Annotated in this window: 24 protein-coding genes and 1 tRNA gene; 9 read left to right on the top strand and 16 right to left on the bottom strand. The window is 63.6% G+C overall.

Features of this window, described 5'->3' with window-relative positions:
• Nucleotides 1–138: 138 nt before the first annotated feature.
• A tRNA-Glu gene (locus AC07N6_RS18760) sits at nucleotides 139–214 on the top strand.
• Nucleotides 215–716: 502 nt separating this feature from the next.
• Complete coding sequence (locus AC07N6_RS18755) at nucleotides 717–1508, top strand: enoyl-CoA hydratase-related protein (protein WP_494783010.1); 792 nt, start codon at nucleotides 717–719, stop codon at nucleotides 1506–1508.
• A gap of 12 nt (nucleotides 1509–1520) precedes the next feature.
• On the opposite strand, the gene AC07N6_RS18750 is transcribed toward AC07N6_RS18755, so the two are convergent.
• From AC07N6_RS18750 to AC07N6_RS18725, 6 genes are all read right to left on the bottom strand, one after another.
• Complete coding sequence (locus AC07N6_RS18750; RefSeq protein WP_494783009.1) at nucleotides 1521–2390, bottom strand: NAD(P)H-binding protein; 870 nt, start codon at nucleotides 2388–2390, stop codon at nucleotides 1521–1523.
• Nucleotides 2391–2432: 42 nt separating this feature from the next.
• Nucleotides 2433–2735 carry a 4Fe-4S binding protein gene (locus AC07N6_RS18745; protein ID WP_494783008.1) on the bottom strand — a complete coding sequence of 101 codons (303 nt, stop codon included), beginning with the start codon at nucleotides 2733–2735 and terminating at the stop codon, nucleotides 2433–2435.
• Between the two features lie 2 nt (nucleotides 2736–2737).
• Complete coding sequence (locus AC07N6_RS18740; RefSeq protein WP_494783007.1) at nucleotides 2738–3079, bottom strand: hypothetical protein; 342 nt, start codon at nucleotides 3077–3079, stop codon at nucleotides 2738–2740.
• Nucleotides 3079–3639, bottom strand: a complete 561-nt coding sequence (locus tag AC07N6_RS18735) for an RNA polymerase sigma factor (protein ID WP_494783006.1) — start codon at nucleotides 3637–3639, stop codon at nucleotides 3079–3081. The genes AC07N6_RS18740 and AC07N6_RS18735 overlap by 1 nt, the downstream gene beginning before the upstream one ends.
• A 148-nt stretch (nucleotides 3640–3787) precedes the next feature.
• Entirely contained in the window at nucleotides 3788–4369 is a 582-nt protein-coding gene (locus tag AC07N6_RS18730; RefSeq protein ID WP_141914768.1) for a DJ-1/PfpI family protein, read from the bottom strand.
• 94 nt (nucleotides 4370–4463) lie between these two features.
• Nucleotides 4464–5381 (bottom strand): LysR family transcriptional regulator, encoded by a 918-nt coding sequence (locus AC07N6_RS18725; RefSeq protein ID WP_494783005.1) that lies wholly within the window; start codon nucleotides 5379–5381, stop codon nucleotides 4464–4466.
• 219 nt (nucleotides 5382–5600) lie between these two features.
• On the opposite strand from AC07N6_RS18725, the gene AC07N6_RS18720 reads away from it, so the two are divergent.
• The 3 genes from AC07N6_RS18720 (at nucleotide 5601) to mmsB (ending at nucleotide 9322) form a co-directional block, all read left to right on the top strand.
• On the top strand, nucleotides 5601–6830 hold the full coding sequence (locus AC07N6_RS18720) for an ABC transporter substrate-binding protein (RefSeq protein WP_494783004.1): 1230 nt from the start codon (nucleotides 5601–5603) through the stop codon (nucleotides 6828–6830).
• Between the two features lie 79 nt (nucleotides 6831–6909).
• Nucleotides 6910–8418 (top strand): CoA-acylating methylmalonate-semialdehyde dehydrogenase, encoded by a 1509-nt coding sequence (locus AC07N6_RS18715; protein ID WP_494783003.1) that lies wholly within the window; start codon nucleotides 6910–6912, stop codon nucleotides 8416–8418.
• 10 nt (nucleotides 8419–8428) lie between these two features.
• The gene (gene mmsB / locus AC07N6_RS18710) at nucleotides 8429–9322 is read left to right on the top strand and encodes a 3-hydroxyisobutyrate dehydrogenase (RefSeq protein ID WP_494783002.1); all 894 of its coding nucleotides are present in this window, start codon (nucleotides 8429–8431) and stop codon (nucleotides 9320–9322) included.
• A 307-nt stretch (nucleotides 9323–9629) separates the two neighbouring features.
• On the opposite strand, the gene AC07N6_RS18705 is transcribed toward mmsB, so the two are convergent.
• Together AC07N6_RS18705 and denD are read right to left on the bottom strand one after the other, a co-directional pair.
• Complete coding sequence (locus AC07N6_RS18705) at nucleotides 9630–10220, bottom strand: class I SAM-dependent methyltransferase (RefSeq protein ID WP_494783001.1); 591 nt, start codon at nucleotides 10218–10220, stop codon at nucleotides 9630–9632.
• Between the two features lie 102 nt (nucleotides 10221–10322).
• Nucleotides 10323–11297, bottom strand: a complete 975-nt coding sequence (gene denD, locus AC07N6_RS18700) for a D-erythronate dehydrogenase (RefSeq protein ID WP_494783000.1) — start codon at nucleotides 11295–11297, stop codon at nucleotides 10323–10325.
• Between the two features lie 156 nt (nucleotides 11298–11453).
• Here denD and AC07N6_RS18695 point away from each other — a divergent pair, with 156 nt between their 5' ends.
• The gene (locus AC07N6_RS18695) at nucleotides 11454–12269 is read left to right on the top strand and encodes a FadR/GntR family transcriptional regulator (RefSeq protein WP_494782999.1); all 816 of its coding nucleotides are present in this window, start codon (nucleotides 11454–11456) and stop codon (nucleotides 12267–12269) included.
• 93 nt (nucleotides 12270–12362) lie between these two features.
• Here the strand turns inward: AC07N6_RS18695 and AC07N6_RS18690 are convergent, their stop codons facing one another.
• Both AC07N6_RS18690 and earP read right to left on the bottom strand, forming a co-directional pair.
• On the bottom strand, nucleotides 12363–12938 hold the full coding sequence (locus AC07N6_RS18690; RefSeq protein ID WP_494782998.1) for an elongation factor P: 576 nt from the start codon (nucleotides 12936–12938) through the stop codon (nucleotides 12363–12365).
• A 114-nt stretch (nucleotides 12939–13052) separates the two neighbouring features.
• Entirely contained in the window at nucleotides 13053–14240 is a 1188-nt protein-coding gene (gene earP, locus AC07N6_RS18685; protein ID WP_494782997.1) for an elongation factor P maturation arginine rhamnosyltransferase EarP, read from the bottom strand.
• A gap of 162 nt (nucleotides 14241–14402) precedes the next feature.
• Here earP and AC07N6_RS18680 point away from each other — a divergent pair, with 162 nt between their 5' ends.
• Together AC07N6_RS18680 and AC07N6_RS18675 are read left to right on the top strand one after the other, a co-directional pair.
• Nucleotides 14403–14876 carry a MarR family winged helix-turn-helix transcriptional regulator gene (locus AC07N6_RS18680; protein ID WP_494782996.1) on the top strand — a complete coding sequence of 158 codons (474 nt, stop codon included), beginning with the start codon at nucleotides 14403–14405 and terminating at the stop codon, nucleotides 14874–14876.
• 190 nt (nucleotides 14877–15066) lie between these two features.
• The gene (locus AC07N6_RS18675) at nucleotides 15067–15501 is read left to right on the top strand and encodes an organic hydroperoxide resistance protein (protein WP_141914759.1); all 435 of its coding nucleotides are present in this window, start codon (nucleotides 15067–15069) and stop codon (nucleotides 15499–15501) included.
• A 95-nt stretch (nucleotides 15502–15596) separates the two neighbouring features.
• Here the strand turns inward: AC07N6_RS18675 and AC07N6_RS18670 are convergent, their stop codons facing one another.
• From AC07N6_RS18670 to AC07N6_RS18645, 6 genes are read right to left on the bottom strand one after another with little or no spacing between them, the layout of a single operon-like run.
• Nucleotides 15597–16112, bottom strand: a complete 516-nt coding sequence (locus AC07N6_RS18670; protein ID WP_494782995.1) for a DUF2867 domain-containing protein — start codon at nucleotides 16110–16112, stop codon at nucleotides 15597–15599.
• 55 nt (nucleotides 16113–16167) lie between these two features.
• Nucleotides 16168–16332 (bottom strand): cytochrome bd-I oxidase subunit CydX, encoded by a 165-nt coding sequence (gene cydX / locus AC07N6_RS18665; protein ID WP_494782994.1) that lies wholly within the window; start codon nucleotides 16330–16332, stop codon nucleotides 16168–16170.
• A 24-nt stretch (nucleotides 16333–16356) separates the two neighbouring features.
• Nucleotides 16357–17496 carry a cytochrome d ubiquinol oxidase subunit II gene (gene cydB, locus AC07N6_RS18660; protein ID WP_494782993.1) on the bottom strand — a complete coding sequence of 380 codons (1140 nt, stop codon included), beginning with the start codon at nucleotides 17494–17496 and terminating at the stop codon, nucleotides 16357–16359.
• Between the two features lie 30 nt (nucleotides 17497–17526).
• A complete protein-coding gene (locus AC07N6_RS18655; RefSeq protein WP_494782992.1) occupies nucleotides 17527–19152 on the bottom strand; it encodes a cytochrome ubiquinol oxidase subunit I in 1626 nt (541 codons plus the stop codon).
• Nucleotides 19136–19441 (bottom strand): cytochrome oxidase putative small subunit CydP, encoded by a 306-nt coding sequence (gene cydP, locus AC07N6_RS18650; protein ID WP_494782991.1) that lies wholly within the window; start codon nucleotides 19439–19441, stop codon nucleotides 19136–19138. Before cydP ends, AC07N6_RS18655 begins: the two co-directional genes overlap by 17 nt.
• Before the next feature lie 2 nt (nucleotides 19442–19443).
• Nucleotides 19444–20079: a GbsR/MarR family transcriptional regulator gene (locus AC07N6_RS18645; RefSeq protein WP_494782990.1), complete on the bottom strand. Its 636-nt coding sequence runs from the start codon at nucleotides 20077–20079 to the stop codon at nucleotides 19444–19446.
• A gap of 120 nt (nucleotides 20080–20199) precedes the next feature.
• On the opposite strand from AC07N6_RS18645, the gene AC07N6_RS18640 reads away from it, so the two are divergent.
• Nucleotides 20200–20400 (top strand): hypothetical protein, encoded by a 201-nt coding sequence (locus tag AC07N6_RS18640; protein WP_494782989.1) that lies wholly within the window; start codon nucleotides 20200–20202, stop codon nucleotides 20398–20400.
• The last annotated feature ends 6 nt before the right edge of the window (nucleotides 20401–20406 follow it).

Below are 20406 nucleotides of genomic sequence, written 5' to 3'. Positions count from 1 at the left end.
GTAAGCTCAGCTGGGAGAGCGCTTGCATGGCATGCAAGAGGTCAGCGGTTCGATCCCGCTTACCTCCACCAGCGACCCGCAGCAGTTTGGCGGTGATATTTCAAGCGAAGCTTGATTGAAAAAATGCAGTACCCGAATGTCCCCATCGTCTAGAGGCCTAGGACATCACCCTTTCACGGTGAGTACCGGGGTTCGAATCCCCGTGGGGACGCCAGGCAAGAAAATAGCCCACCGATGTGTGAACTATTAGGTGCCTAGCGATGTACTGAGTACATCGCGTGGGGATTCGAAGGGATTCGCTTGCAAGCGAATCCGCGGCCTGCAGAATGTAGGCGAATCCCCGTGGGGGCGCCAAGACAAGACAAGCCCGCATAGCGATAATGCCGTTCAGTGAAGCACTGAACGGCATTTTTGTTTGTGCAGTCCAGACTCCGTTCGCCCTGAGTAGCTGCGTAGCAGCGTATCGAAGGGCAGGCAAGAGCGGTAAGGTCGACACGCTGGCTTCGATACGGCCCTGGGGGCCTACTCAGCCCGAACGGGGGCGGTGATGAGTGTTTCAGAATTAGTCTTAACTGAACGGCATTACCGCATAGCGGGCTATTTTTTTGCCCCCACACCACTGTCGCCCGTCCAACATTCTCCCCACAATTTTTGCGCTATCCTGCATAACACTTCACGCCCATTCACAAGCGGCGCAACAAGAACCAGGAGCGCAAATGACAGCGGCAGCAAATCTCGACATCGACGGGCGCGGCATCGCCACCATTACATTGAACCGTCCCGATGTGCATAACGCCTTCGACGACAAGCTGATCGCACACCTGATCGCCTTGATCACGCAAGCGAAGGACGATGTACGCACGCGGGTACTGTTGCTGGCCTCGACCGGCAAGTCTTTTTCCGCCGGCGCCGACCTGGCATGGATGCGGCGCATGGCCGACGCCTCGCGCGAGGATAACCTGCGCGACGCGCGCAACCTGGCGCTGCTGATGGAGACGCTCAACGGCTTTCCCGCGCCCACGGTGGCCAAGGTGCAAGGCGCGGTGATGGGCGGGGGCGTGGGGCTGGTGTCGTGCTGCGATATCGCTATCGCTTCCGAGGCGGCCTTCTTCGCGCTGTCCGAAGTCAAGCTGGGACTGGCGCCGGCGGCCATCAGCCCGTATGTGGTGGCCAAGATGGGCGTGTCGCAGGCGCGCCGCTACTTTGTGTCGGGAGAACGCTTCTCGGCCATCCGCGCGGCCGCCATCGGCCTGGTGCATGAGGTGGTGCTGGCCGCCGAGCTCGATGCCAAGGTCGAGCATACCCTCGATGCCTTGCTGGGCAACGGCCCGCAAGCCATGCGCGCGGCCAAGCAACTGGTGCAGGTGGCCAATCCGCTGAAGGTCTCGCCCGAGCTGGCGCAATACACCGCCGGCGTGATCGCCGACTTGCGGGCTTCCGACGAAGGCAAGGAAGGCTTGCGCGCCTTCCTTGAAAAGGGCAGCCCGGCGTGGGTCGCCAAGAACTGAGAAAAACAGGCCCTAGGCTTCGACCGCATCCAGCGGCCAGGCCAGCGACAGCGGCGTGAGCCGCAGGCCGAATTCGGCGGCGGTGGCGGCCATTGCCTGCGCGTCGCGCGGAGCGGAGATGCGCGCCAGCAGGTCGCGCACGGTGCGTTGCAGGGTGGGGCTGGCCAGTGCCTGTAATGGCGCCGTATGGATGGCCACTTCGGCGCCGTTGGCCAACTTCGCCAATTGCGCCAGGCTGTGCTCTTCCGGGCCGCCCAATTCATAGATGCCGGGTCTTCCCGCGCCCAGCGCCGCCGATTCGGCTACTGTGGCGACATCTCCCAGGTTGATCGGGCGGCTGGTGCGTCCTTCGTCACCGTACAGCACTACCGGCGCATCGGGCGCCTGTTGCAGCAAGGCCTGTTCGAAGGGCAGCGGCTGCGGGCTGCCGCGCACTACCGGTCCCAGGCGGAAGATCACGCTGCCGGACAATGGCTGCAGCACCTGTTCGGCCATGCCTTTGGCCTTGAGGTACCAATTGTCGGAAGCGGCATCGGCCAGCAGCGACGAGAAATACACCACCCGCGTGCCGCGTGCGCCGACCGCCTGTGCGATGCGCCGGGCGGTGCCTACCATGCCGCTTTCATAGGCGCTCCAATCATCGGCCCCGAATACCCCGGCCAGCAGCACCACCGCATCGGCAGCGGCGATGGCGTCGGCGCTGCGCGGATTGCAGGTCCAGTTGGAAACGACCTCGTCGGCCACCAGCGCGGCCGGCGTGCGCACCAGCGCGGTGGCGTGGGCGCCCGAATCGCGCAGCAGCAACAGCAGCAGGCGGCCGGTCGGGCTGTTGGCGCCGGCGACGACAATGCGCGGGCGGCGCGCAGGTTGAGGCTCAAGCATGCTTCCTCCTGTCAGGATGAGGGGACGAACTGGGGATACCGCTCAGCGCCGCATCAGCGTGATGGCATGTTCCGGGCAAGCCTTGACGCACAGGCCGCAGGCGCGGCAGGCATCGGCATTGGGCGTGTAGGCCACTTGCATGCCGTGCACCCGCAGCTTCAGGCGGTGGATGAGGCCGAGCGCGCTGAAATCCGCATCATCGATGCGGCGCACCTCGAACACGTTCTCCGGGCATACCGGCACGCAATCGGCCTTGCCTTCGCAACGCTTCAGGTTGACCTGCGGCACGATGATGCCGGGCGGCTGCTTGCAATTGGCCGCCTGCATCGGGAATGCGGCGTGCATGTTCATTCGCCCCTGCGGTGGCGGCCGAACATGCAGAAGCGCGCTTCCAGCCGTTCGCGTTCTTCCGGCGTCATGGCTTGCCAGCGTGCGCGCATGCGGCGTTTCTTTTCATGCCAGCCGTGGCGGCCGCGAAAGCCGCCGAACAGGATACGGCACAACGCCAGCAAGCCCAGCGCGCGCCAGAAGCCGATCTCGGCGGCATTCGGGAAGATGGGCGGCACCACCCAGTTCCACAGCAGCATCACGGCGCCGCCCAAGACGACAACACAGAGCGCCAGGCCGCACAGCTTGCCCAGCCAACCCATCCTGAAACGGCGCGGGGGCCTGATCTGATCCTGATCCATCACATCTCCAATTCGTCATAAATTGCCTGCAGCCGCTCGCGCAGATGCAAGACCGCATAGCGCTTGCGCGCCAGCAAAGTGTTGAGGCTGGTGCCGCTTGCAGCCGCCATTTCCTTGAAGCTGATGCCGTCGAGCTCATGCGCGACGAACACCTCGCGTTGTTTTTCAGGCAGCTCGTCGAGCGCCTGTTGCAGGGTTTCCAGCAGCACCGAGCGGGCATACGCCGCTTCCGGGCCATCGCTGGCGGCCGGCAAGGCCAGGTCCAGCCGCCACGCGCTGTCGGCGGCATCGACATCCTCCGCCTCGCCGGCATCGGCCAGCGGCGCTTCCTTCTTCTTGCGGAAGCGGTCGATGATGCGGTTGCGCGCCACCCGGAACAGCCATGCGCTGACCTGCTCGATCGGCTCGGGCAAACGATAGGCCTGGACGAACTCGTGGAACACATCCTGGAGGATGTCCTCGGCTTCGCCGGCGTCGGCGACCCGACGGCGGATGAAGCCGCCCAGCCGCGTGCGCTCGCGCAGCACGGTGGCGGTGATCTCGCTGTCTTTGTCGTTCATCGCTTGGTGGTTGGAAATCGACTGCATGCCGGGAAGACGGATCGGCGGCGGAAATATTGTGGCCGGCGCGATGTTTTTTGCCAATGCGCCATGTGCCAACAAAAAAGCGCATCCGCCGGGATGCGCTTTTCAGGTCAGGGACGGCCGATCAGAGCTCGATCTTGGTACCCAGCACCTTGAGGAACTGCGCCAGCCACGCCGGGTGCGCCGGCCAGGCGGGGGCGGTCACCAGGTTGCCGTCGGTCACCGCGGCATCCACCGCGATGTCGGCGAACTGGCCGCCGGCCAGCTTCACTTCCGGTGCGCAGGCCGGGTAGGCCGACACTTTCTTGCCTTCCAGCACGCCGGCGGCGGCCAGCACCTGCGGGCCGTGGCAGACGGCGGCGATGGGTTTGTTTGATTTGGCGAAGGCTTGCACCAGTTCGATCACCTTCGGGTTCAGGCGCAGGTATTCCGGCGCGCGGCCGCCGGCCACCACCAGGGCGTCGTAGCCGGCCGCGCTGACTTCGTCGAAGCTGGCGTTGAGGGCGAAGTTGTGGCCTGGCTTTTCGGAATAGGTCTGGTCGCCCTCGAAATCGTGGATGGCGGTCTTGACCTTGTCGCCGGCCTTCTTGCCGGGGCATACCGCATGCACGGTGTGGCCGACCATCTGCAGTGCCTGGAAGGGCACCATGGTTTCGTAGTCCTCGGCAAAATCGCCGGTCAACAACAGGATTTTCTTCGCTGCCATTTTCATCTCCTGGAAGGGGAAGGGGTGAAGGCCGGTTGCCGAGCCTGCGCAAGCTCTCGGGCCGGTGGGAAAACCAATTCGGGACGGTTGCCGTTCAGGGCAGCCACCGCATCTGACGCGAGTCGCCCATCAAAAAATCCCGGTTCATTTCCACGCATTCGCGCAGGTAGCGCCACAAGGCCGAGACGCGCGCCACATGCCGCTGTTCGGCCGATGCTACCAGCCAGAAGGTGCGGGTGATGGCAATCTCGCGCTCCAGCACCGGCACCAGCTGTTCCGACTGCTGGGCCAGGAAGCAGGGCAGGATGGCCAGCGCCCGGCCAGCGCAGGCGGCGGTATATTGCGCCACCACGCTGGTGCTGCGGAAGGCGCGGAAGGAATCGGGGGCGACCGTGTCCTTGTAGCGCAATTCCTCGCTGAACACCAGATCGTCAATGTAACCGATGAAGTTGTGCCGCTCCAAGTCGGCAATGCTGGCAATCGGGGCGTGCCGCTGCAGGTAATCGCGGGTGGCGTACAGCTTCAGCACATAGTCGGACAGTTTGGTGACCACGTAATTACCGGACAGCGGGCGCTCGATGGAGACGCTGATGTCGGCCTCATGCTTGGACAGGTTGACGAAGCGCGGCATCGGCAGCATGTCCACCGTGATGTGCGGGTTGCGCGCGCAGAAATGGGCGATATGCGGCGCCAGCACAAAGGTGCCGAAGCCTTCGGTGGCGCCCAGCCGCACCTGGCCGGAGAGCTTGCTGTTGTGCCCGCCCAGCTCTTCGGCGGCGGCGTAGACGGTGCTTTCAATCTTTTCGGCATATTCCACCAGCCGATAGCCTTCGGCGGTCAGCTTGTAGCCGTGGTTGTTGCGGTCGAACAATTGGCTGCCGACCTGTTCCTCGAAACGCTTCATGCGGCGCGACACGGTCGAATGGTCGATGCCCAGCTTCTTGGCGGCATCCACCAGCCCCTGGCTGCGCGTGAGTTCGAGGAAGATCCTGAGGTTGTCCCAGTCCAGCATGCGGTCTCCTGGTATTTGTTTCGCCGTTGCCATTGCGGTTGTGCACTGATGCAAAAGCATTTTGGATTTATGTTTATTGTATCGATATTAACGCACATGCAGAATAGGGCTTGCTGATGAGGAAGCAGGCTTTCCATCGGCAAGGAGGAGTACGGCACGACCCGGCGTCCATGCAACGCCAGGCGCAGCCGATAAAAACGACAACATCAAGGAGACAAAATGCGTAAGAACCTATTCGGCCGTTCTGTCATGGCCGCGGCAGTTGCCTGTGCGATTTCCCTGTTCGGGGCGTCCGTCCCGGCCGCGGCGCAAGACGCCAACACCGTCAAGATCGGCATCCTGACCGACATGTCCGGCCCGTATTCCGCCATGGGCGGCCAGGGCTCGGTGGTGGCCGCCAAGATGGCGGTGGAAGACTGCCTCAAGGCCGAATGCAAGGGGATGAAGATCGACATCCTGGCGGCCGACAACCAGAACAAGCCGGACGTGGGCGTGACCCGCGCCCGTGAATGGCTGGACCGCGACAAGGTCGAGGCCATCGCCGACCTGACCAACTCCTCGGTGGCGCTGGCGGTACAGAAGTTGATCAAGGAAAAGGGCGGCATCGCCATGTACAGCGGCCCGGCCACCGGCGCCCTGACCACTGCCGAATGCGCGGCCAACGGTTTCCACTGGATGTTCGACACCTACTCGCAAGCGGCCGGCGCAGCGGCTGCGCTGACCAAGCTGGGCAACAAGTCCTGGTACTTCGTCACGGTGGACTACGCCTTCGGCCATTCGCTGGAGAAGGATGCCTCCGACGTGGTCAAGGCCAACGGCGGCACCGTGGTGGGTTCGGTGCGCCATCCGCTCAATGCCTCGGACTTCTCGTCCTTCCTGTTGCAGGCGCAGGCTTCCAAGGCGCAGGTGATCGGCCTGGCCGATGGCGGCACCGACGTGGTCAACGCCATCAAGCAGGCGCGCTCATTCTCGGTGGGCGGCAAGGACCAGCGCCTGGTGGCATTGCTGGTGTTCCTGTCCGACGTCCACGCGCTGGGCCTGGATGCGGCCCAGGGCCTGGTCTATACCGACGGCTTCTATTGGGATTACGACGAGCAGACGCGCGCCTTCTCCAAGCGCTTCGAAACCCAGTTCAAGAACAATAAGCCGACCATGGTACAGGCCGGCGTGTATTCCAGCGTTTATCACTTCCTGAAAGCGCGCGCCGCCGCCAAGACCGCCGACTGGAAAGTGGTGTCGCAAAAGATGCGCGAGATCCCGATCTCCGACGTGGTCATGCGCAATGCCTCGATCCGCCCCGACGGCCGCGTGATCCACGACATGTACCTGTACCAGGTGAAGTCGCCGGCCGAATCCAAGGCGCCGTGGGACTACCTGAAGTTGCTGTCGGTGATTCCGGCGCAGCAGGCTTTCCGTCCGATGGACGCGGCTTGCCCGCTGGTCAAGTAACAGTTTTTCCTGCCGGGGTGGCGCCCCCCTCATTGCCGCGCCGCCCCGGTTTTTCTTTCTTATCTATGGAAACCGCATCATGAGCCAAGCCAACATCCCCAACGTTCCCCTTTATCTCAACGGCGAGAAGGTGCAGTCGACTTCCAAGGAGTGGCGCGACGTGCTCAACCCGGCGACGCAGGAAGTGGTGGCGCGCGTGCCGTTCGCCACCAGGGAAGAAGTCGAGCGCGCCGTCGCCAACGCCAAGGAAACCTTCAAGACCTGGCGCAACACCTCGCTGGCGCAGCGCATGCGCATCATGCTCAAGTTCCAGCAACTGCTGCGCGACAACATCGCCCCGCTGGCCGAGCTGATCACCCGCGAACACGGCAAGACCCTGCCCGACGCCGAAGGCGAAGTCATGCGCGGCCTGGAAGTGGTGGAGCACGCCTGCTCGATCACCTCGCTGCAACTGGGCGAGATGGCCGAGAACGTGGCCGGCGGCGTCGACGTCTACACCCTCTACCAGCCGCTGGGCGTGGGCGCCGGCATCACCGCCTTCAACTTCCCGGTGATGCTGCCTTGCTTCATGTTCCCGATCGCGGTCGCCTGCGGCAACACCTTCGTGCTCAAGCCTTCCGAACAGGACCCGAGCTCTTCGCTGTTCCTGGTCGAGCTGGCCAACCAGGCCGGCTTGCCGCCGGGCGTGCTGAACGTGGTGCATGGCGGCCCGGACGTGGCCAACATGATCTGCGACCATCCCGACATCAAGGCGGTCTCCTTCATCGGCTCGACCCATGTCGGCACCCACATCTATCGCCGCGCCAGCGAAGCCGGCAAGCGTGCGCAATGCATGATGGGCGCCAAGAACCACTGCATCGTGCTGCCCGACGCGCCCAAGGACCATGCCATCAATAACCTGCTGGGCGCGGCGTTCGGCGCCGCCGGCCAGCGTTGCATGGCCAACTCGGTGGTGGTGCTGGTGGGCCAGAGCCGCGAGTGGATTCCCGAGATCGTCGAGCGCTCCAAGGCCATGAAGGTCGGCCCCGGCAGCGACCGCAAGGCCGATGTCGGCCCGCTGGTCTCCAAGGCCGCCAAGGAGCGCGTCGAGCGCCTGATCGGCAGCGGCGTGGAGCAGGGCGCCAAGCTGCTGCTGGACGGTCGCAACTTCAAGGTGGCCGGCAGCGAGAACGGCAACTTCGTCGGCCCCACCGTGTTTACCGGCGTCAAGCCGAGCATGGACATCTACACCCAGGAAATCTTCGGCCCGGCGATGTGCATCGTCGAAGTCGACACGCTGGACGAGGCGATCGCCTTCATCAACGCCAACCCCAACGGCAACGGCACCTCGATCTTCACCAGCTCGGGCTATGCCGCGCGCAAGTTCCAGAACGAGATCGACGTCGGCCAGGTCGGCATCAACGTGCCCATTCCGGTGCCGGTGGCCTACTTCAGCTTTACCGGTTCGCGCGCTTCCAAGCTGGGCGACCTCGGTCCCAACGGCAAGCAGGCGGTGACCTTCTGGACCCAGACCAAGACCGTCACCTCGCGCTGGTATGCGCCGGATGAAGCGGCCGGCCAGGTCAACACCACCATCTCGCTGAAGTAAGGAGGCCGCCATGAGCGCGAACATCGTATTCATCGGCCTGGGCAACATGGGCTTGCCGATGGCGCAGAACCTGGTCAAGGCCGGCTTCTCGGTCAGCGGCCACGACCTGGTCAAGGCCAGCGTCGACAAGCTGGTGGCAGCCGGCGGCAAGACCGAAGCCGATTCCATGGCGGCGGTGGCCAAGGCCGATGTGGTCATCACCATGCTGCCGGCCAGCAAGCACGTCGAGTCGCTGTACCTGGGCGACAAGGGTTTGCTGGCCGCGGCCCGCCCCGGCGCCTTGCTGATCGATTGCTCCACCATCGCGCCGGAAGCGGCGCGCAAGGTGGCGGCAGCGGCCGCCGCCAAGGGGTTCGACATGCTGGATGCGCCGGTTTCCGGCGGCACCAACGGCGCCGCTGCCGGTACCCTGACCTTCATGGTGGGCGGCAGCAAGCAGGCGTTCGAAGCGGCCCAGCCTTACTTGCAGAAAATGGGCAAGGCGATCTACCACGCCGGCGAGAGCGGCAGCGGCCAGACCGTCAAGGTGTGCAACAACATGCTGCTGGGGATCCTGATGATCGGCACCTCCGAGGCGATCCGCCTGGGCGTGGCCAATGGCATGGACCCCAAGGTGCTGTCCGAGATCATGTCCAAGAGCTCGGGCCGCAACTGGACGCTGGAAGTCTATAACCCGTGCCCGGGCGTGATGGACACCGCGCCGGCGTCGAAGGACTATGCCGGCGGCTTCGGCGTCGACCTGATGTTGAAGGACCTGGGCCTGGCCGAGGAGAATGCGCTGGCCACCGGCAGCGCGATCCCGCTCGGGGCGGCGGCGCGCAACCTGTATGACATCCATAGCAAGAACGGTGCGGGCAAGCTGGATTTTTCCAGCATCTACAACTTGTTGGGGAAGGTGAAGTAAGGATGTGCACGAAGTCTGTTTGATCTCCGAGGCGTTATTTTAAGCGCGGCTGCGGCCGCGCTTTTTTTTGCCTGCGATGGCGCGCCTCAGGCGTAATGCTGTTCAGTTAAGGCTAATTCTGAACCACTCATCACAGACCCCCGTTCGGGCTGAGTAGGCCCGTCAGGGCCGTATCGAAGCCAGCGTGTCAGCGTTAGCGCTCTTGCCTGCCCTTCGATACGCTGCTGCGCAGCTACTCAGGGCGAACGGAGTCTGGACTCCACAAACACAAATGCTGTTCAGCGTTTAACTGAACGGCATTAGTGCCTCAGGCGGCCTTTTTTGCAACAAGACGATGAATCACCTTGCCCGAGGAGGTGCTGACCACTTCTTCATCCAGCAGCAGCGCGCAATCCAGCAATGCGTTGCGCACCAGGCTGGCATCGAAGGAGGCGTACAGCCGCTCGTGCTGGTCGCGCTGGTCGCCGTCCCTGGTGACGCGCCAGCTGAGGTAAAGCATGCCGCCGGGTTTGAGGATGGCCAGCATGCGCGCGACCGATGGCGCGATGTCCGCGACGGGCAGGTGCATGATCACCGTTTCGCACAGCACGTTGTCGAAGCTGGCATCGGCGATGCCGGCCAGCGCCGGCAGGGCCGCATGCGTGAAGCGGGATTGCGGATAGCGCCGGCGGGCTTCCGCCAGCAAGCCTTCGGAGGCGTCGTAGCCGTGCGAGGGAAAGCCGTTGGCATCCAGCCAGCCGACCTCGCGGCCGCTGCCGCAGCCGATGTCGGCGCAGGCGCCGGGGATGAAGTACTGGCGCACGATGGCGTGCAGGTCTTCCGGCGCCGGCTGGTCGTGCCAGTCTTGCGCGAAGCCGGCGGCATTGCCGTCATAGGCGGAGAGGGTGGATCGGTCCATGCGGGGCTCTTGGCGTGTCGTGGTCGGAGACTGCATTATGCGCCGCCAAAGAAAACGGCGCCCCGAGGGGCGCCGCTGCAGCCGGAAGCAAAGCTGAAGCGCTTATTTCTTCACTTCGTCTTCGATGTGCGCCTTGATGATGTCGGCGAAATTGGCATCGGCGGTAAAGCCCAGCGCCTTGGCGCGCTTGGCTTCGAAGGCGCCCGGCCAGGAGTTGACGATGCGCTTGATGGCCTCGTCTTCCTTCCATTCGATCAGCTTGACGACTTCGCGGCCGGCGACCTGCTCCAGCGCGTCGACCATTTCCTTGACGGTCACGCATAGGCCGTCGATCGACAGGAAGCGAGCCAGGCCCAGGTCAGCGCCATTGATCTCATGGCCGTGGATCAGGTTGGCGATGGCCTGGCGCGGCGACATCAGCCACATGCGGGTCTCCGGCGCGACCGGGCAGACCGAGGGCTGGCCGTTGAGCGGTTCGCGGATGATGCCCGAGGCGAAGCTGGACGCCGCCTTGTTGGGCGCGCCCGGGCGCACCGAGATGGTCGGCATGCGCAGCGCGCGGCCGTCGATGAAGCCCTTGCGGCTGTAGTCCTGCACCATCAGCTCGCCCATCGCCTTTTGCGCGCCGTAGGAGCTTTGCGGCATCAGCAGGGTGTTGTCCGGCACCACGGCCGGCAGTTCGCCGCCGAACACCGCCACCGAGCTGGTGAACACCACGCGCGGCTTGGTGCCCAGCGCGCGGGCGCGTTCCAGGATGAGGCGGGTGGCGTCGAAGTTGATCTTCATGCCCAGTTCGAAGTCGGCTTCGGCGTGGCCGCTGACGATGGCGGCCAGGTGGAAGATCGATTGCGTATCGGCAGTGATCACGCGCTCGATCACGGCAGCATCGGCGATGTCGCCGGTCACAGCTTCGATGCGCGGGTCGTTGAAGCCTTGCGCCGGCGCCACGTCGAGCAGGGTGATGCGCTTGATTTCCTGCGGCTTGCCGTCGCGGCCGGTCAGCGCGCCGCGTTGCAGGAGCTGGCGCGCCAGGCGGCTGCCCAGAAAGCCGGCGCCGCCGGTGATGACGATATGCATGTGTTCTCCTCGTTGGTCTGGTAGTGGGTAGTGGGATATCCCGGTCTGGAAACCTGTGCCGTGCCGTCGGGCGGCGGGCATCGGCAGCGATTATAGCAGAAAGTTGTCATACAACTTTTCGGGGCGATGCGGCCAAAAGCGGTATCATTGCGCGCCATGAACAATCCCGATGCCAAGACTTCCACCGCCACAGCCGCCGCTGTTTCCAAACGCGGCAAGGGCACGCTGGCCGACCACGTGACCAGCGTGCTGGCGCAGCAGATCCGCGCAGGCGAGTTCGCGCCCGATACGCGGCTGCCTTCGGAAATGGAGCTGACCGCGCGCTTCGCCGTCAGCCGCACGGTGATCCGCGAGGCGATCTCGCGCCTGAAGTCGGAAGGCCTGGTGGGCTCGCGCCGGGGCAGCGGCACGGTGGTGCTGGGCGCCAACCGGGCCACGCCGTTCCGGCTCGACATGCAGGTGGAGGACGTGCGCGATTCGATCCGGGCGGTGCTGCGGGTGATCGAGCTGCGGCGCGGGGTGGAAGGCGAGATGGCGGCGCTGGCCGCGCAACGCCGCACGCGTGCGCAAAACCAGGCGATCCAGCGAGCCTTGCAAGACATCGACAAGGCCGCGCAAGAGGGCCGGGATGGCGTGCCGGAGGACTTCGCCTTCCATGCCGCGATCTCCAACGCCGCCCACAATCCGCTGTATACCTCGCTGGTGCAGTTCCTGAGCCAGTTCCTGCATGCCGCCATCCGGGTGGCGCGCATGAACGAGGCGCGCCGCAGCGATTTCAGCCAGCAGGTGCGCAACGAACACGCGGCGATCGCCCAGGCGATCGCCGATGGCGACGCCGCGGCGGCGCGCGCGGCGGCCCTGCAGCATATGGAAAATTCGGCGCGCCGCATCCAGGCGGCCGACAGCGAGTTCTGGGCCAGCGAAGGCGGCAAGGCGGCGCGCCATCTGGCGCAGGCCAAGCCGCAGGAGTAGGGCGGCGCTCGCGGCCAGGCTTGGGTTCGGCTTGGCGGGGACGAAAAAAAAACGCTGCACAAGGCAGCGTTTTTTTATTGCATCGGCGGAGGATTAACCGCGGACAACCTTCTTGTACTCGTTGGTGCGGGTGTCGATTTCGATGTCGTCGTCCTGGCTGACGAACAGCGGGACCATCACGACGATCTGGTTGGCTTCGATCGCGTTTTCGATCTTGGCTTCCTTCAGGACGTTGCCCGAGGTGTTGCCCTTGACCGCCGGTTCCGAGTAGGAAACCTTGCGCACGATGGTGGTCGGCATTTCAACCGAGATCGCCTTGCCGTCGTAGAACACGGCTTCGCATTGCATGCCGTCCTTCAGGTAGCCGATGGCGTCGCCCATGTTCTCGCCTTCGATTTCGTACTGGTTGTACTCTTCGTCCATGAAGACGAACAGCGGGTCGGCGAAGTACGAGTAGGTGACCGGCTTCTTGTCCAGCACCACGACGTCGAACTTGTCGTCGCCGCGGAATACGCTTTCCATCGGGGTGTTGGTCAGCAGGTTCTTCATCTTCCACTTGTAGGTGAAGCCGGTGCGGGAAGAGCCGTTGACGTCGGAGCGCAGGACGATCATGGGCTTGCTGTCGACCATGATGATGTTGCCGACGCGGATTTCTTTTGCAAATTTCATAGCGGAGTGTCGTGAAAAGTAGGTTTCTTCAAACTGTCAGTAGCCCACTGGCACAAACTGCACCGCAAGCCCACGTACGATTGAATTTCAAAAAAGTTAGCCCGGTATTTTAACCTATTTTCCGGGCGCCTCCACTACCAGCCGGGTAGCGAACTTGAGCAAATTGGCCATGAAGTCGCCATTTGCCAACAACTTGCGCTGCCAGTCTCCGGCCGCCGTAGTGAGGGCCGGCAACTCGTCCTGCAGGGCTTGCCAGCTTGCCGTCCAGTCAACGTCGGCGTGGCTGGCGCCGTTCCAGGCGCGCGCGGCGTCGGCCAGGGCGGGCGAGGCCGGGGTGTAGATCTTCAGGAAAGCGTTGAGCTTGGTGTGGTGCAGGTTCTTGTCTTGCCGGTAGATGTTCCAGATGAACGGCTTGCCGGCCCATTGCGCGCGCACGAAGGAGTCTTCGCCGCGGACGAAGTTGAAGTCGCAGCTCCACAATAGCTTGTCGTAGTCGGTCTGCGCCACGAAAGGCAGCACGCGTACGGTGAGGGCGCCGCGGGTGGCGGCCGCGCCGGCTTGCATCGGCGCGCCGAGGAAAGCCTCGACGGCGCTGCGCGCCACGCCCTCCGGCGCCAGGCAGGTGACGGCGCGCGGCGCCTGCTGCCAGGCGTCGAACAATGCCGGCAACGGGACGTCGTCGTAGCAGAACATGGATACCTTCAGATTGGCTTGCTCCTGCGGCGTCACGCCCAGGCCGGAAAGGAAGGCGGTGGCCTGGTTTTCCCGCAGGAAGGTTTGCCGCCGGGCTTCCAGGTCGGCTTCAACGCTCAGGCCGCCGGTGCGTTCATTGAATCCGGGGAAGAAGAAATACTTGGTCAGCTTTAGCGAGCGGTGCGGCGAGGGCAGGGTATGGCAGCCTTCCACCCATTGCTCGGCCGACAATCCCTCCAGGTTGAACCACACCGGCTTGACGGCGCGCTGCGCCATGGCGTCGACATAGGCCGGTGGAATCTCGCAGCCGAAGAACTCGATCACGATGTCGGGGATGTCGGCGGCCGTGAATGCGCCGTCCTGGCCGCGCCAGTGCTGCACGGTGACGCCGGCCAGTTGCTGCACCTCGGCGGCGGGATCGACTTCCGGCCAGATGCGCCTGAAACTGGCCAGGTCATCCACCCACAGCCGGACCGCGATGCCGTGCTCGCGCACCAACTGGCGGGCCAGGCGCCAGCAAATGCCGATATCGCCATAGTTGTCGACCACCCGGCAGAACAGGTCGAGGGTCTTGAGCGGGTTGGCAGGGGCGGAAATGGCGTGAGGCATGGCGAGGAAGACAGGGGATGCAGAGAAGTGCCGGAAAGCGCGAATGATACCCAAGTTGCGCGGCGCGCGCCGTTGTGTACGAAAGCGGGCTCGGGCAACAAAGCCAAAAATTTTTAATTAAATTGCTTGCAATTTAATTTTGAGCTGTTTAATATGCACTGCATGGACAACGCCAACACACCGAAACTGCCGGACGCGCTGATCGATGAAGCCTTGCTTCTCGACAACCAGCTGTGCTTCGCCATGTATTCGGCGTCCCTGGCGATGACCAAGGCCTACAAGAAACTGCTCGGCGCGCTGGACATCACATATCCGCAATATCTGGTGATGATGGTACTGTGGGAGAAGGATCAGATCACCGTCTCCGAGCTGGGCAGCCGCCTGTATCTCGATTCCGGCACGCTGACCCCGCTGTTGAAGCGCATGGAAACCATGGGCCTGCTGCACCGGGCCCGCGACGCCGGCGACGAGCGGCGCGTGGTGGTGAGCTTGAGCGATGCCGGCCGCGCCTTGCGCGAGAAGGCCAAGGCGGTGCCGATCCGGATGAGCTGCATGCTGCCGCCGCTGGATGAAGTGAAGAAGCTGGTTGGCGAACTCAAGGATGTGCGCAAGAATTTGCTGGATGCGGAAGAGTGAGCATCGGCACGGGAGGGCGCGGCAGTGGTTTTGTTATATAAATTAAGTTGCTCGCAATTATATTGTAAATAATTTATTTGTTTTCTCAGTTGAACCTCAGTTGAATTTGACGCAGCGGTAACCCGGCGAATCTTTCGCCACTCCTTATCTCCAATGATTGGCCTTAACCTGAAAACCGAAAGGAAAGAAAATGTCTTCCAACAAGATCGAAAAAGCCCTGTACACCGCAACCGCAACTGCAACCGGCGGCCGTGAAGGTTCCGCCAGGTCATCCGACGGCGTGCTGGACGTCAAGCTGTCGACTCCGAAGGAACTGGGCGGCGCCGGCGGTCCTGGCACCAACCCCGAGCAACTGTTCGCAGCCGGCTATTCGGCTTGCTTCCTGGGCGCGCTGAAGTTCGTCGCCGGCCAGGCCAAGGTCGCCATTCCGGCCGACGCCAGCATCACCGGCAAGGTCGGCATCGGCCAGATCCCGGCCGGTTTCGGCATCGAAGCCGAACTCAATATCTCGCTGCCGGGCATCGACCGCGCCGTGGCGCAAGACCTGGTCGAGAAGGCGCACCAGGTGTGCCCGTATTCGAACGCCACCCGCGGCAACATCAACGTGACGCTGAACCTGGTCTGAGCCGTCCTCAAGCCGTCCTCAGCCGTAACAAAAAGCCCCGCGAAGCGATTCGCGGGGCTTTTTGCATGGTGTCGGCTGCGCGGAATGGGCGCGCCTTATTCCGGCATCTTTTCCAGCAGCGTACGCACGATGCGCCGGTGGAAGGGCATGATGACGGCCAGGTAGGCTTTGCCGGGCCAGCCCTTGGTGCGCACCACGGTGGTCGCGGTCAGCCATTGCGGCGCCTCGTCCGCATGGCCGGATGGCGATTTTTCTAGGCACAGGCGGAAATCCAGGTGGCGGTCGTCCATGCCCAGCAGCAGGTGCGACGTGTCGCCGTCCAGCACCGGAAATCCCGGCAGGCGGTTATCCGGCTGCACTTCGCCGATCGCCAGTTGGGCGCCCTTGAGCCCGAACGGGGCCACCAGGCGGTTGCGCAGATCCAGGAGGGCCGCGACCCAGGCCGGCTTGCCGCCCATCATGCGCGCGGCGATGTCGGCGATCTGCCGCTGTGCCAGCGAGGCAGCCAGGGGAATGCGATAGCTGTCGGCGAAGTCGGCCCCGGGCAGCAGTTGCCAGTGGCGCGCTTCAGGGGCGATTTCAGCGGCCTTGCATGCAGATGTTGCGTTCATCTTGCCTCCAGGCGAAAGATTGTGACGGAAAAGGCCGTCCAGGCTGGCGCCGGCCTCACTCCTTGTCGCGCCGCTCGTGATCGGCGGCGCTGGCGAAGCGCTCATGCGTTTCCTCGGCCTTGCGGCGGCCGAAGGCGTAGTTCGCTTCCAGCCACATCACGTTGATGATGCCGAAGGCCAGCGCCAGGCCGATGCCAAGTATCCAGGCGAAATACCACATAGTGTTCTCCAGGTTGCGGCGCGTTCAGTACGCCGTGTGTTGGTTGTCGTGGATGTCCTTGAGCGTGACCTTGCCCTTGACCACGCGGTATACCCAGCCGGTGTAGATGATGATTATCGGCAGGAAGATCACCACCATCCAGAACATCAGGCCCAGGCTCTTGTGGCTGGCGACCGCGTCCCACATGGTCAGGCTGCTCCTGGGGTCGAGCGAGGACGGCAGCACGAACGGGAACAGCGAGATGCCGGCGGTCAGGATGATGCCGGTCACCGACAGGCCGCTGGCGACGAAGGCCAGGCGTGGGCGGCGTAGCAGCGCCAGCAGTGCGGCCAATGCCGCGCCGGCCACGCCCAGCGCCGGGAACAGCTTGGTGGCCGGCCAGCGCGCGTAGTTGTCGAACCAGGCGCCGGCGGTGATTTCCACGGTCTTGGCCAGCGGCGTGAAGGCGCTGTTGACGTCCGGCATGGAGGTGATGCGGTAGCCCGGCAACTGCGCCACCCAGAAGCCGCCGGCGATGAACAGCAGCAGCGTGGCGATGGCGGCCACGATGGCGGTCTTGCGCGAGCGTTCGCCGACGGCGGCATCGGTCTTGACGCAGGCGAAGGCGGCGCCATGCATCAGCAGCATGGCCACCGACAGCAGGCCGGCCAGCAAGCCGAACGGATTCAACAGGGCGAAGAAACTGCCGGTGTATTCCACCCGCATGGTGTCGTCGTAGTGGAAGGGCACGCCCAGCAGCAGGTTGCCGAATGCCACGCCGCAGATCAGCGGCGGCACGACACCGCCGACGAACAGGCCCCAGTCCCAGGCGTTGCGCCAGCGCGGGTCGGCTACCTTGCTGCGGTAGTCGAAGCCGACCGGGCGGAAGAACAGCGAGAACAGCAGTATCATCAGCGCGATGTAGAAGCCCGAGAAGGCGGTCGCGTAGACCAGCGGCCAGGCCGCGAAGGTGGCGCCGCCGGCGGTGATGAACCAGGTCTGGTTGCCTTCCCAGGTGGGGCCGATCGAGTTGATCAGCACGCGCCGTTCGGCGTCGGTCTTGCCGGCGAAGGGCAGCATCATGCCCACTCCGAAGTCGAAGCCGTCGGTCAGCGCGAAACCGATCAGCAGCACGCCGACGAAGGCCCACCAGATCAGCTTGAGTGTTTCGTAATCGAAGATCATCTTGCTTTCCTCATTTCTTGAGCGGACGCGTCAGGCAGCGCTGCCGGAGTTGGCGTTGGGGTTGAGCGGCGGCGGCAGTACGGCGCTGTCATCGTGGTCGCGGCCCTGGGTTTCCCAGAAGTACTTGCCGGTGTGCAGGCTGCTGGGCCCCATGCGCGCGTACTTCACCATCAGGATCATTTCCACCACCAGCAGGAAGGTGTAGAACAGGATGAAGCCGGCCAGGCTGAAGTACAGGCTGCTCGGCTGCAGCGAGGATGCCGACAGGTGCGTGGGCAGGATGCCGGCGATGGTCCACGGCTGGCGGCCGTATTCGGCCACGATCCAGCCCAGCTCGGCGGCGATCCACGGCAGCGGGATGGCGAACACCGCCAGCTTGAGCAGCCAGCGCTGCGGCGCCAGTTGCTTCCTGGCCAGGAACCAGACCGAGGAGGCGAAAATGAACAGCATCAGGAAGCCGATCGCCACCATGCCGCGGAAGGACCAGAACAGCGGCGCCACCTTGGGGATGGTGTCGTCCACGGCCATGGCGATCTGCCCGGGTGTGGCGTCGACCACATTGCTGGTGTATTTCTTGAGCAGCAGGCCGTAGCCGAGATCCTGCTTGTGCTCATCGAAGGCGGCGCGCGCGGCGTCCGACTTGTCGCCGGATTTCAGGCGCATCAGCGCCGCATAGGCCAGCATGCCGTTGCGGATGCGCGCCTCGTGTTCCTTCTTCAGGTCCTTGATGCCGGCCACCGGCTGGTCGGTCGAGCGGGTAGCGATCAGGCCCAGCACGTAGGGGATCTTCACCGCGTAATCGGTGCGCTGTTCCTTGTCGTTGGGCAGGCCGAACAGCGTCAGCCCGGCCGGCGCGGGGTGGGTATCCCACTCCGCTTCGATGGCCGCCAGTTTGACCTTGTTGACTTCGCCCGCGGTGTAGCCGGACTCGTCGCCCAGCACGATCACCGAGAGCGTCGAGGCCAGGCCGAAACCGGCCGCCACCGCGAACGAGCGCAGCGCGAAGGCGGTGTCGCGCGCCTTGAGCAGGTACCAGGACGACACGCCCAGCACGAACATCGACGCCGTCACGTAGCCGGCGGCGACCGTGTGCACGAACTTGACCTGCGCCACCGGGTTAAAGATCACCTCGGTCATGCTGACCAGTTCCATGCGCATGGTCTCGAAGTTGAATTCGGCGCCGACCGGGTTGTTCATCCAGCCGTTGGCGATCAGGATCCACAGCGCCGACAGGCTGGAGCCAAGCGCCACCAGGAAAGTCACCAGCAAGTGCTGCTTGCGCGAGAGCTTGTCCCAGCCGAAGAAGAACAGGCCGACGAAGGTCGATTCCAGGAAGAACGCGGCCAGGCCTTCGATGGCCAGCGGCGTGCCGAAGATGTCGCCCACATAGTGCGAGTAGTAGGACCAGTTGGTGCCGAACTGGAACTCAAGCGTAATGCCGGTAGCCACGCCCATGGCGAAGTTGATGCCGAACAGCTTGCCCCAGAAGCGGGTCATGTCTTTATAGATCGGGCTGCCGGTCATGACATAGACCGACTCCATGATCACCAGGATCCAGGACAGGCCCAGCGTCAGCGGGACGAACAGAAAGTGATACAGCGCCGTCACGGCGAACTGCAGCCGCGACAGCGAAACGACTTCATCGATTGGAAGCATTGTTGACCTCGGAGGTGTTGGAGGTTTCAGAGGGGAGTGCGGGAACCTGGGCGTTCGGCGCGTTCGGCGCCAGCATGCGCGCCTCGACGCTGGCGGTGGGCATGCGCATGTGCTTGGCTTCGGGGTGGGCGAAGAAGGTCTTGGCCAGGATGGTGATCAGCGCGATCTTGATGATCAGCAGCAGCGTGATCTCCACGCCCAGCGGCAACTGGGTCAGGCGCGGGATGCGAAGGCGGCGCAGGCGCGGCGGACGCTGCTGGTCGGAGACGGATGGAACAGGCTGGCGCATGGCTACTCCCTGTCGATCTTGTCAGTCTTGTCGATCTTGTCGTTTTTTTCCTGCGCGGCGGCGCGCCCGTCGGCGGCGCCGTCCTTGCCGCCGAAGCGGAACTTGTCGCGCACATCCAGCAGCTTCTTGACCTTGGCGCCCATCTTCATTAGCGACACCAGGGTCTCGGGCTGCAGGCGCTGCACGTCGTCGAACCAGGAACTGGACAGTTCGATCAGCTCGTACATCTCGCGCATGCGCTTCTGTGCCGCCTTGTCGTCGGCGCTGGCGGGCGCCTCCAGCAGCGCGTCGCGCAGCATCGACAGGGTGGGTTCGACCTCGCGGCGGCGGCGTTCTTCCAGCAGCGCCTTGAAAATATCCCAAATATCGCCCGGCGGCTCGAAATATTCGCGGCGATCGTTGGGGCGGTGCAGCAACTTCACCAGGCGCCAGGATTGCAATTCCTTCAAGCCCATGCTGACGTTGGAGCGCGAGAAGCTGAGGTAATCGGCGATCTCGTCGGCGTTGAGCGCGCGCCCGCTGATGTAGAGCAGCGCATAGATCTGGCCCACCGTGCGGTTGATGCCCCAGCGGCTGCCCATCTCGCCGAAGTGCATGATGAAGCGCTGCATCAGGGGGGTAAGGGTACGCGGTTCCATGATTCGTTTGCCTTCTGGTTATTTTGAATTTTCAGTAATTACTGAAATTTAAAACAATTGCTGCGCCAGCTCAATAACACGCGGCCATGATTTTTCTGATAACAGTTATACGATTTGGAAATGATGGTCTTCGGTCGCGAACCTGCATGCGGCAACTGTCTGGCGGAAATGATGCCGTTGCGCCAGACAGACAAGGAGCGCCCTATTGCCTGCCGCCTGATTCGCATTGCATGGCAGCATTTTCGCGCTTTCCTGTCCATGCAGAAGGCCGCGACGCAGGCCTGGCTTGATGCCAATCAAATAAACCCTGCAAACCGGTGACAGGCG

The sequence above is a fragment of the Herbaspirillum sp. GW821-FHT09A12 genome, from assembly GCF_059418325.1.
Note: the sequence above shows the minus strand (reverse complement) of the source record. Positions and strands in the feature narration are given on the sequence as shown.

Bases quoted from the DNA above. Each gene is read 5' to 3' on its own strand.
- AC07N6_RS18755 (WP_494783010.1), top strand. From the start codon at position 717: ATGACAGCGGCAGCAAATCTCGACATCGACGGGCGCGGCATCGCCACC.
- AC07N6_RS18750 (WP_494783009.1), bottom strand. From the start codon at position 2,390: ATGCTTGAGCCTCAACCTGCGCGCCGCCCGCGCATTGTCGTCGCCGGC.
- AC07N6_RS18745 (WP_494783008.1), bottom strand. From the start codon at position 2,735: ATGCACGCCGCATTCCCGATGCAGGCGGCCAATTGCAAGCAGCCGCCC.
- AC07N6_RS18740 (WP_494783007.1), bottom strand. From the start codon at position 3,079: ATGGATCAGGATCAGATCAGGCCCCCGCGCCGTTTCAGGATGGGTTGG.
- AC07N6_RS18735 (WP_494783006.1), bottom strand. From the start codon at position 3,639: ATGAACGACAAAGACAGCGAGATCACCGCCACCGTGCTGCGCGAGCGC.
- AC07N6_RS18730 (WP_141914768.1), bottom strand. From the start codon at position 4,369: ATGGCAGCGAAGAAAATCCTGTTGTTGACCGGCGATTTTGCCGAGGAC.
- AC07N6_RS18725 (WP_494783005.1), bottom strand. From the start codon at position 5,381: ATGCTGGACTGGGACAACCTCAGGATCTTCCTCGAACTCACGCGCAGC.
- AC07N6_RS18720 (WP_494783004.1), top strand. From the start codon at position 5,601: ATGCGTAAGAACCTATTCGGCCGTTCTGTCATGGCCGCGGCAGTTGCC.
- AC07N6_RS18715 (WP_494783003.1), top strand. From the start codon at position 6,910: ATGAGCCAAGCCAACATCCCCAACGTTCCCCTTTATCTCAACGGCGAG.
- mmsB (WP_494783002.1), top strand. From the start codon at position 8,429: ATGAGCGCGAACATCGTATTCATCGGCCTGGGCAACATGGGCTTGCCG.
- AC07N6_RS18705 (WP_494783001.1), bottom strand. From the start codon at position 10,220: ATGGACCGATCCACCCTCTCCGCCTATGACGGCAATGCCGCCGGCTTC.
- denD (WP_494783000.1), bottom strand. From the start codon at position 11,297: ATGCATATCGTCATCACCGGCGGCGCCGGCTTTCTGGGCAGCCGCCTG.
- AC07N6_RS18695 (WP_494782999.1), top strand. From the start codon at position 11,454: ATGAACAATCCCGATGCCAAGACTTCCACCGCCACAGCCGCCGCTGTT.
- AC07N6_RS18690 (WP_494782998.1), bottom strand. From the start codon at position 12,938: ATGAAATTTGCAAAAGAAATCCGCGTCGGCAACATCATCATGGTCGAC.
- earP (WP_494782997.1), bottom strand. From the start codon at position 14,240: ATGCCTCACGCCATTTCCGCCCCTGCCAACCCGCTCAAGACCCTCGAC.
- AC07N6_RS18680 (WP_494782996.1), top strand. From the start codon at position 14,403: ATGGACAACGCCAACACACCGAAACTGCCGGACGCGCTGATCGATGAA.
- AC07N6_RS18675 (WP_141914759.1), top strand. From the start codon at position 15,067: ATGTCTTCCAACAAGATCGAAAAAGCCCTGTACACCGCAACCGCAACT.
- AC07N6_RS18670 (WP_494782995.1), bottom strand. From the start codon at position 16,112: ATGAACGCAACATCTGCATGCAAGGCCGCTGAAATCGCCCCTGAAGCG.
- cydX (WP_494782994.1), bottom strand. From the start codon at position 16,332: ATGTGGTATTTCGCCTGGATACTTGGCATCGGCCTGGCGCTGGCCTTC.
- cydB (WP_494782993.1), bottom strand. From the start codon at position 17,496: ATGATCTTCGATTACGAAACACTCAAGCTGATCTGGTGGGCCTTCGTC.
- AC07N6_RS18655 (WP_494782992.1), bottom strand. From the start codon at position 19,152: ATGCTTCCAATCGATGAAGTCGTTTCGCTGTCGCGGCTGCAGTTCGCC.
- cydP (WP_494782991.1), bottom strand. From the start codon at position 19,441: ATGCGCCAGCCTGTTCCATCCGTCTCCGACCAGCAGCGTCCGCCGCGC.
- AC07N6_RS18645 (WP_494782990.1), bottom strand. From the start codon at position 20,079: ATGGAACCGCGTACCCTTACCCCCCTGATGCAGCGCTTCATCATGCAC.
- AC07N6_RS18640 (WP_494782989.1), top strand. From the start codon at position 20,200: ATGATGGTCTTCGGTCGCGAACCTGCATGCGGCAACTGTCTGGCGGAA.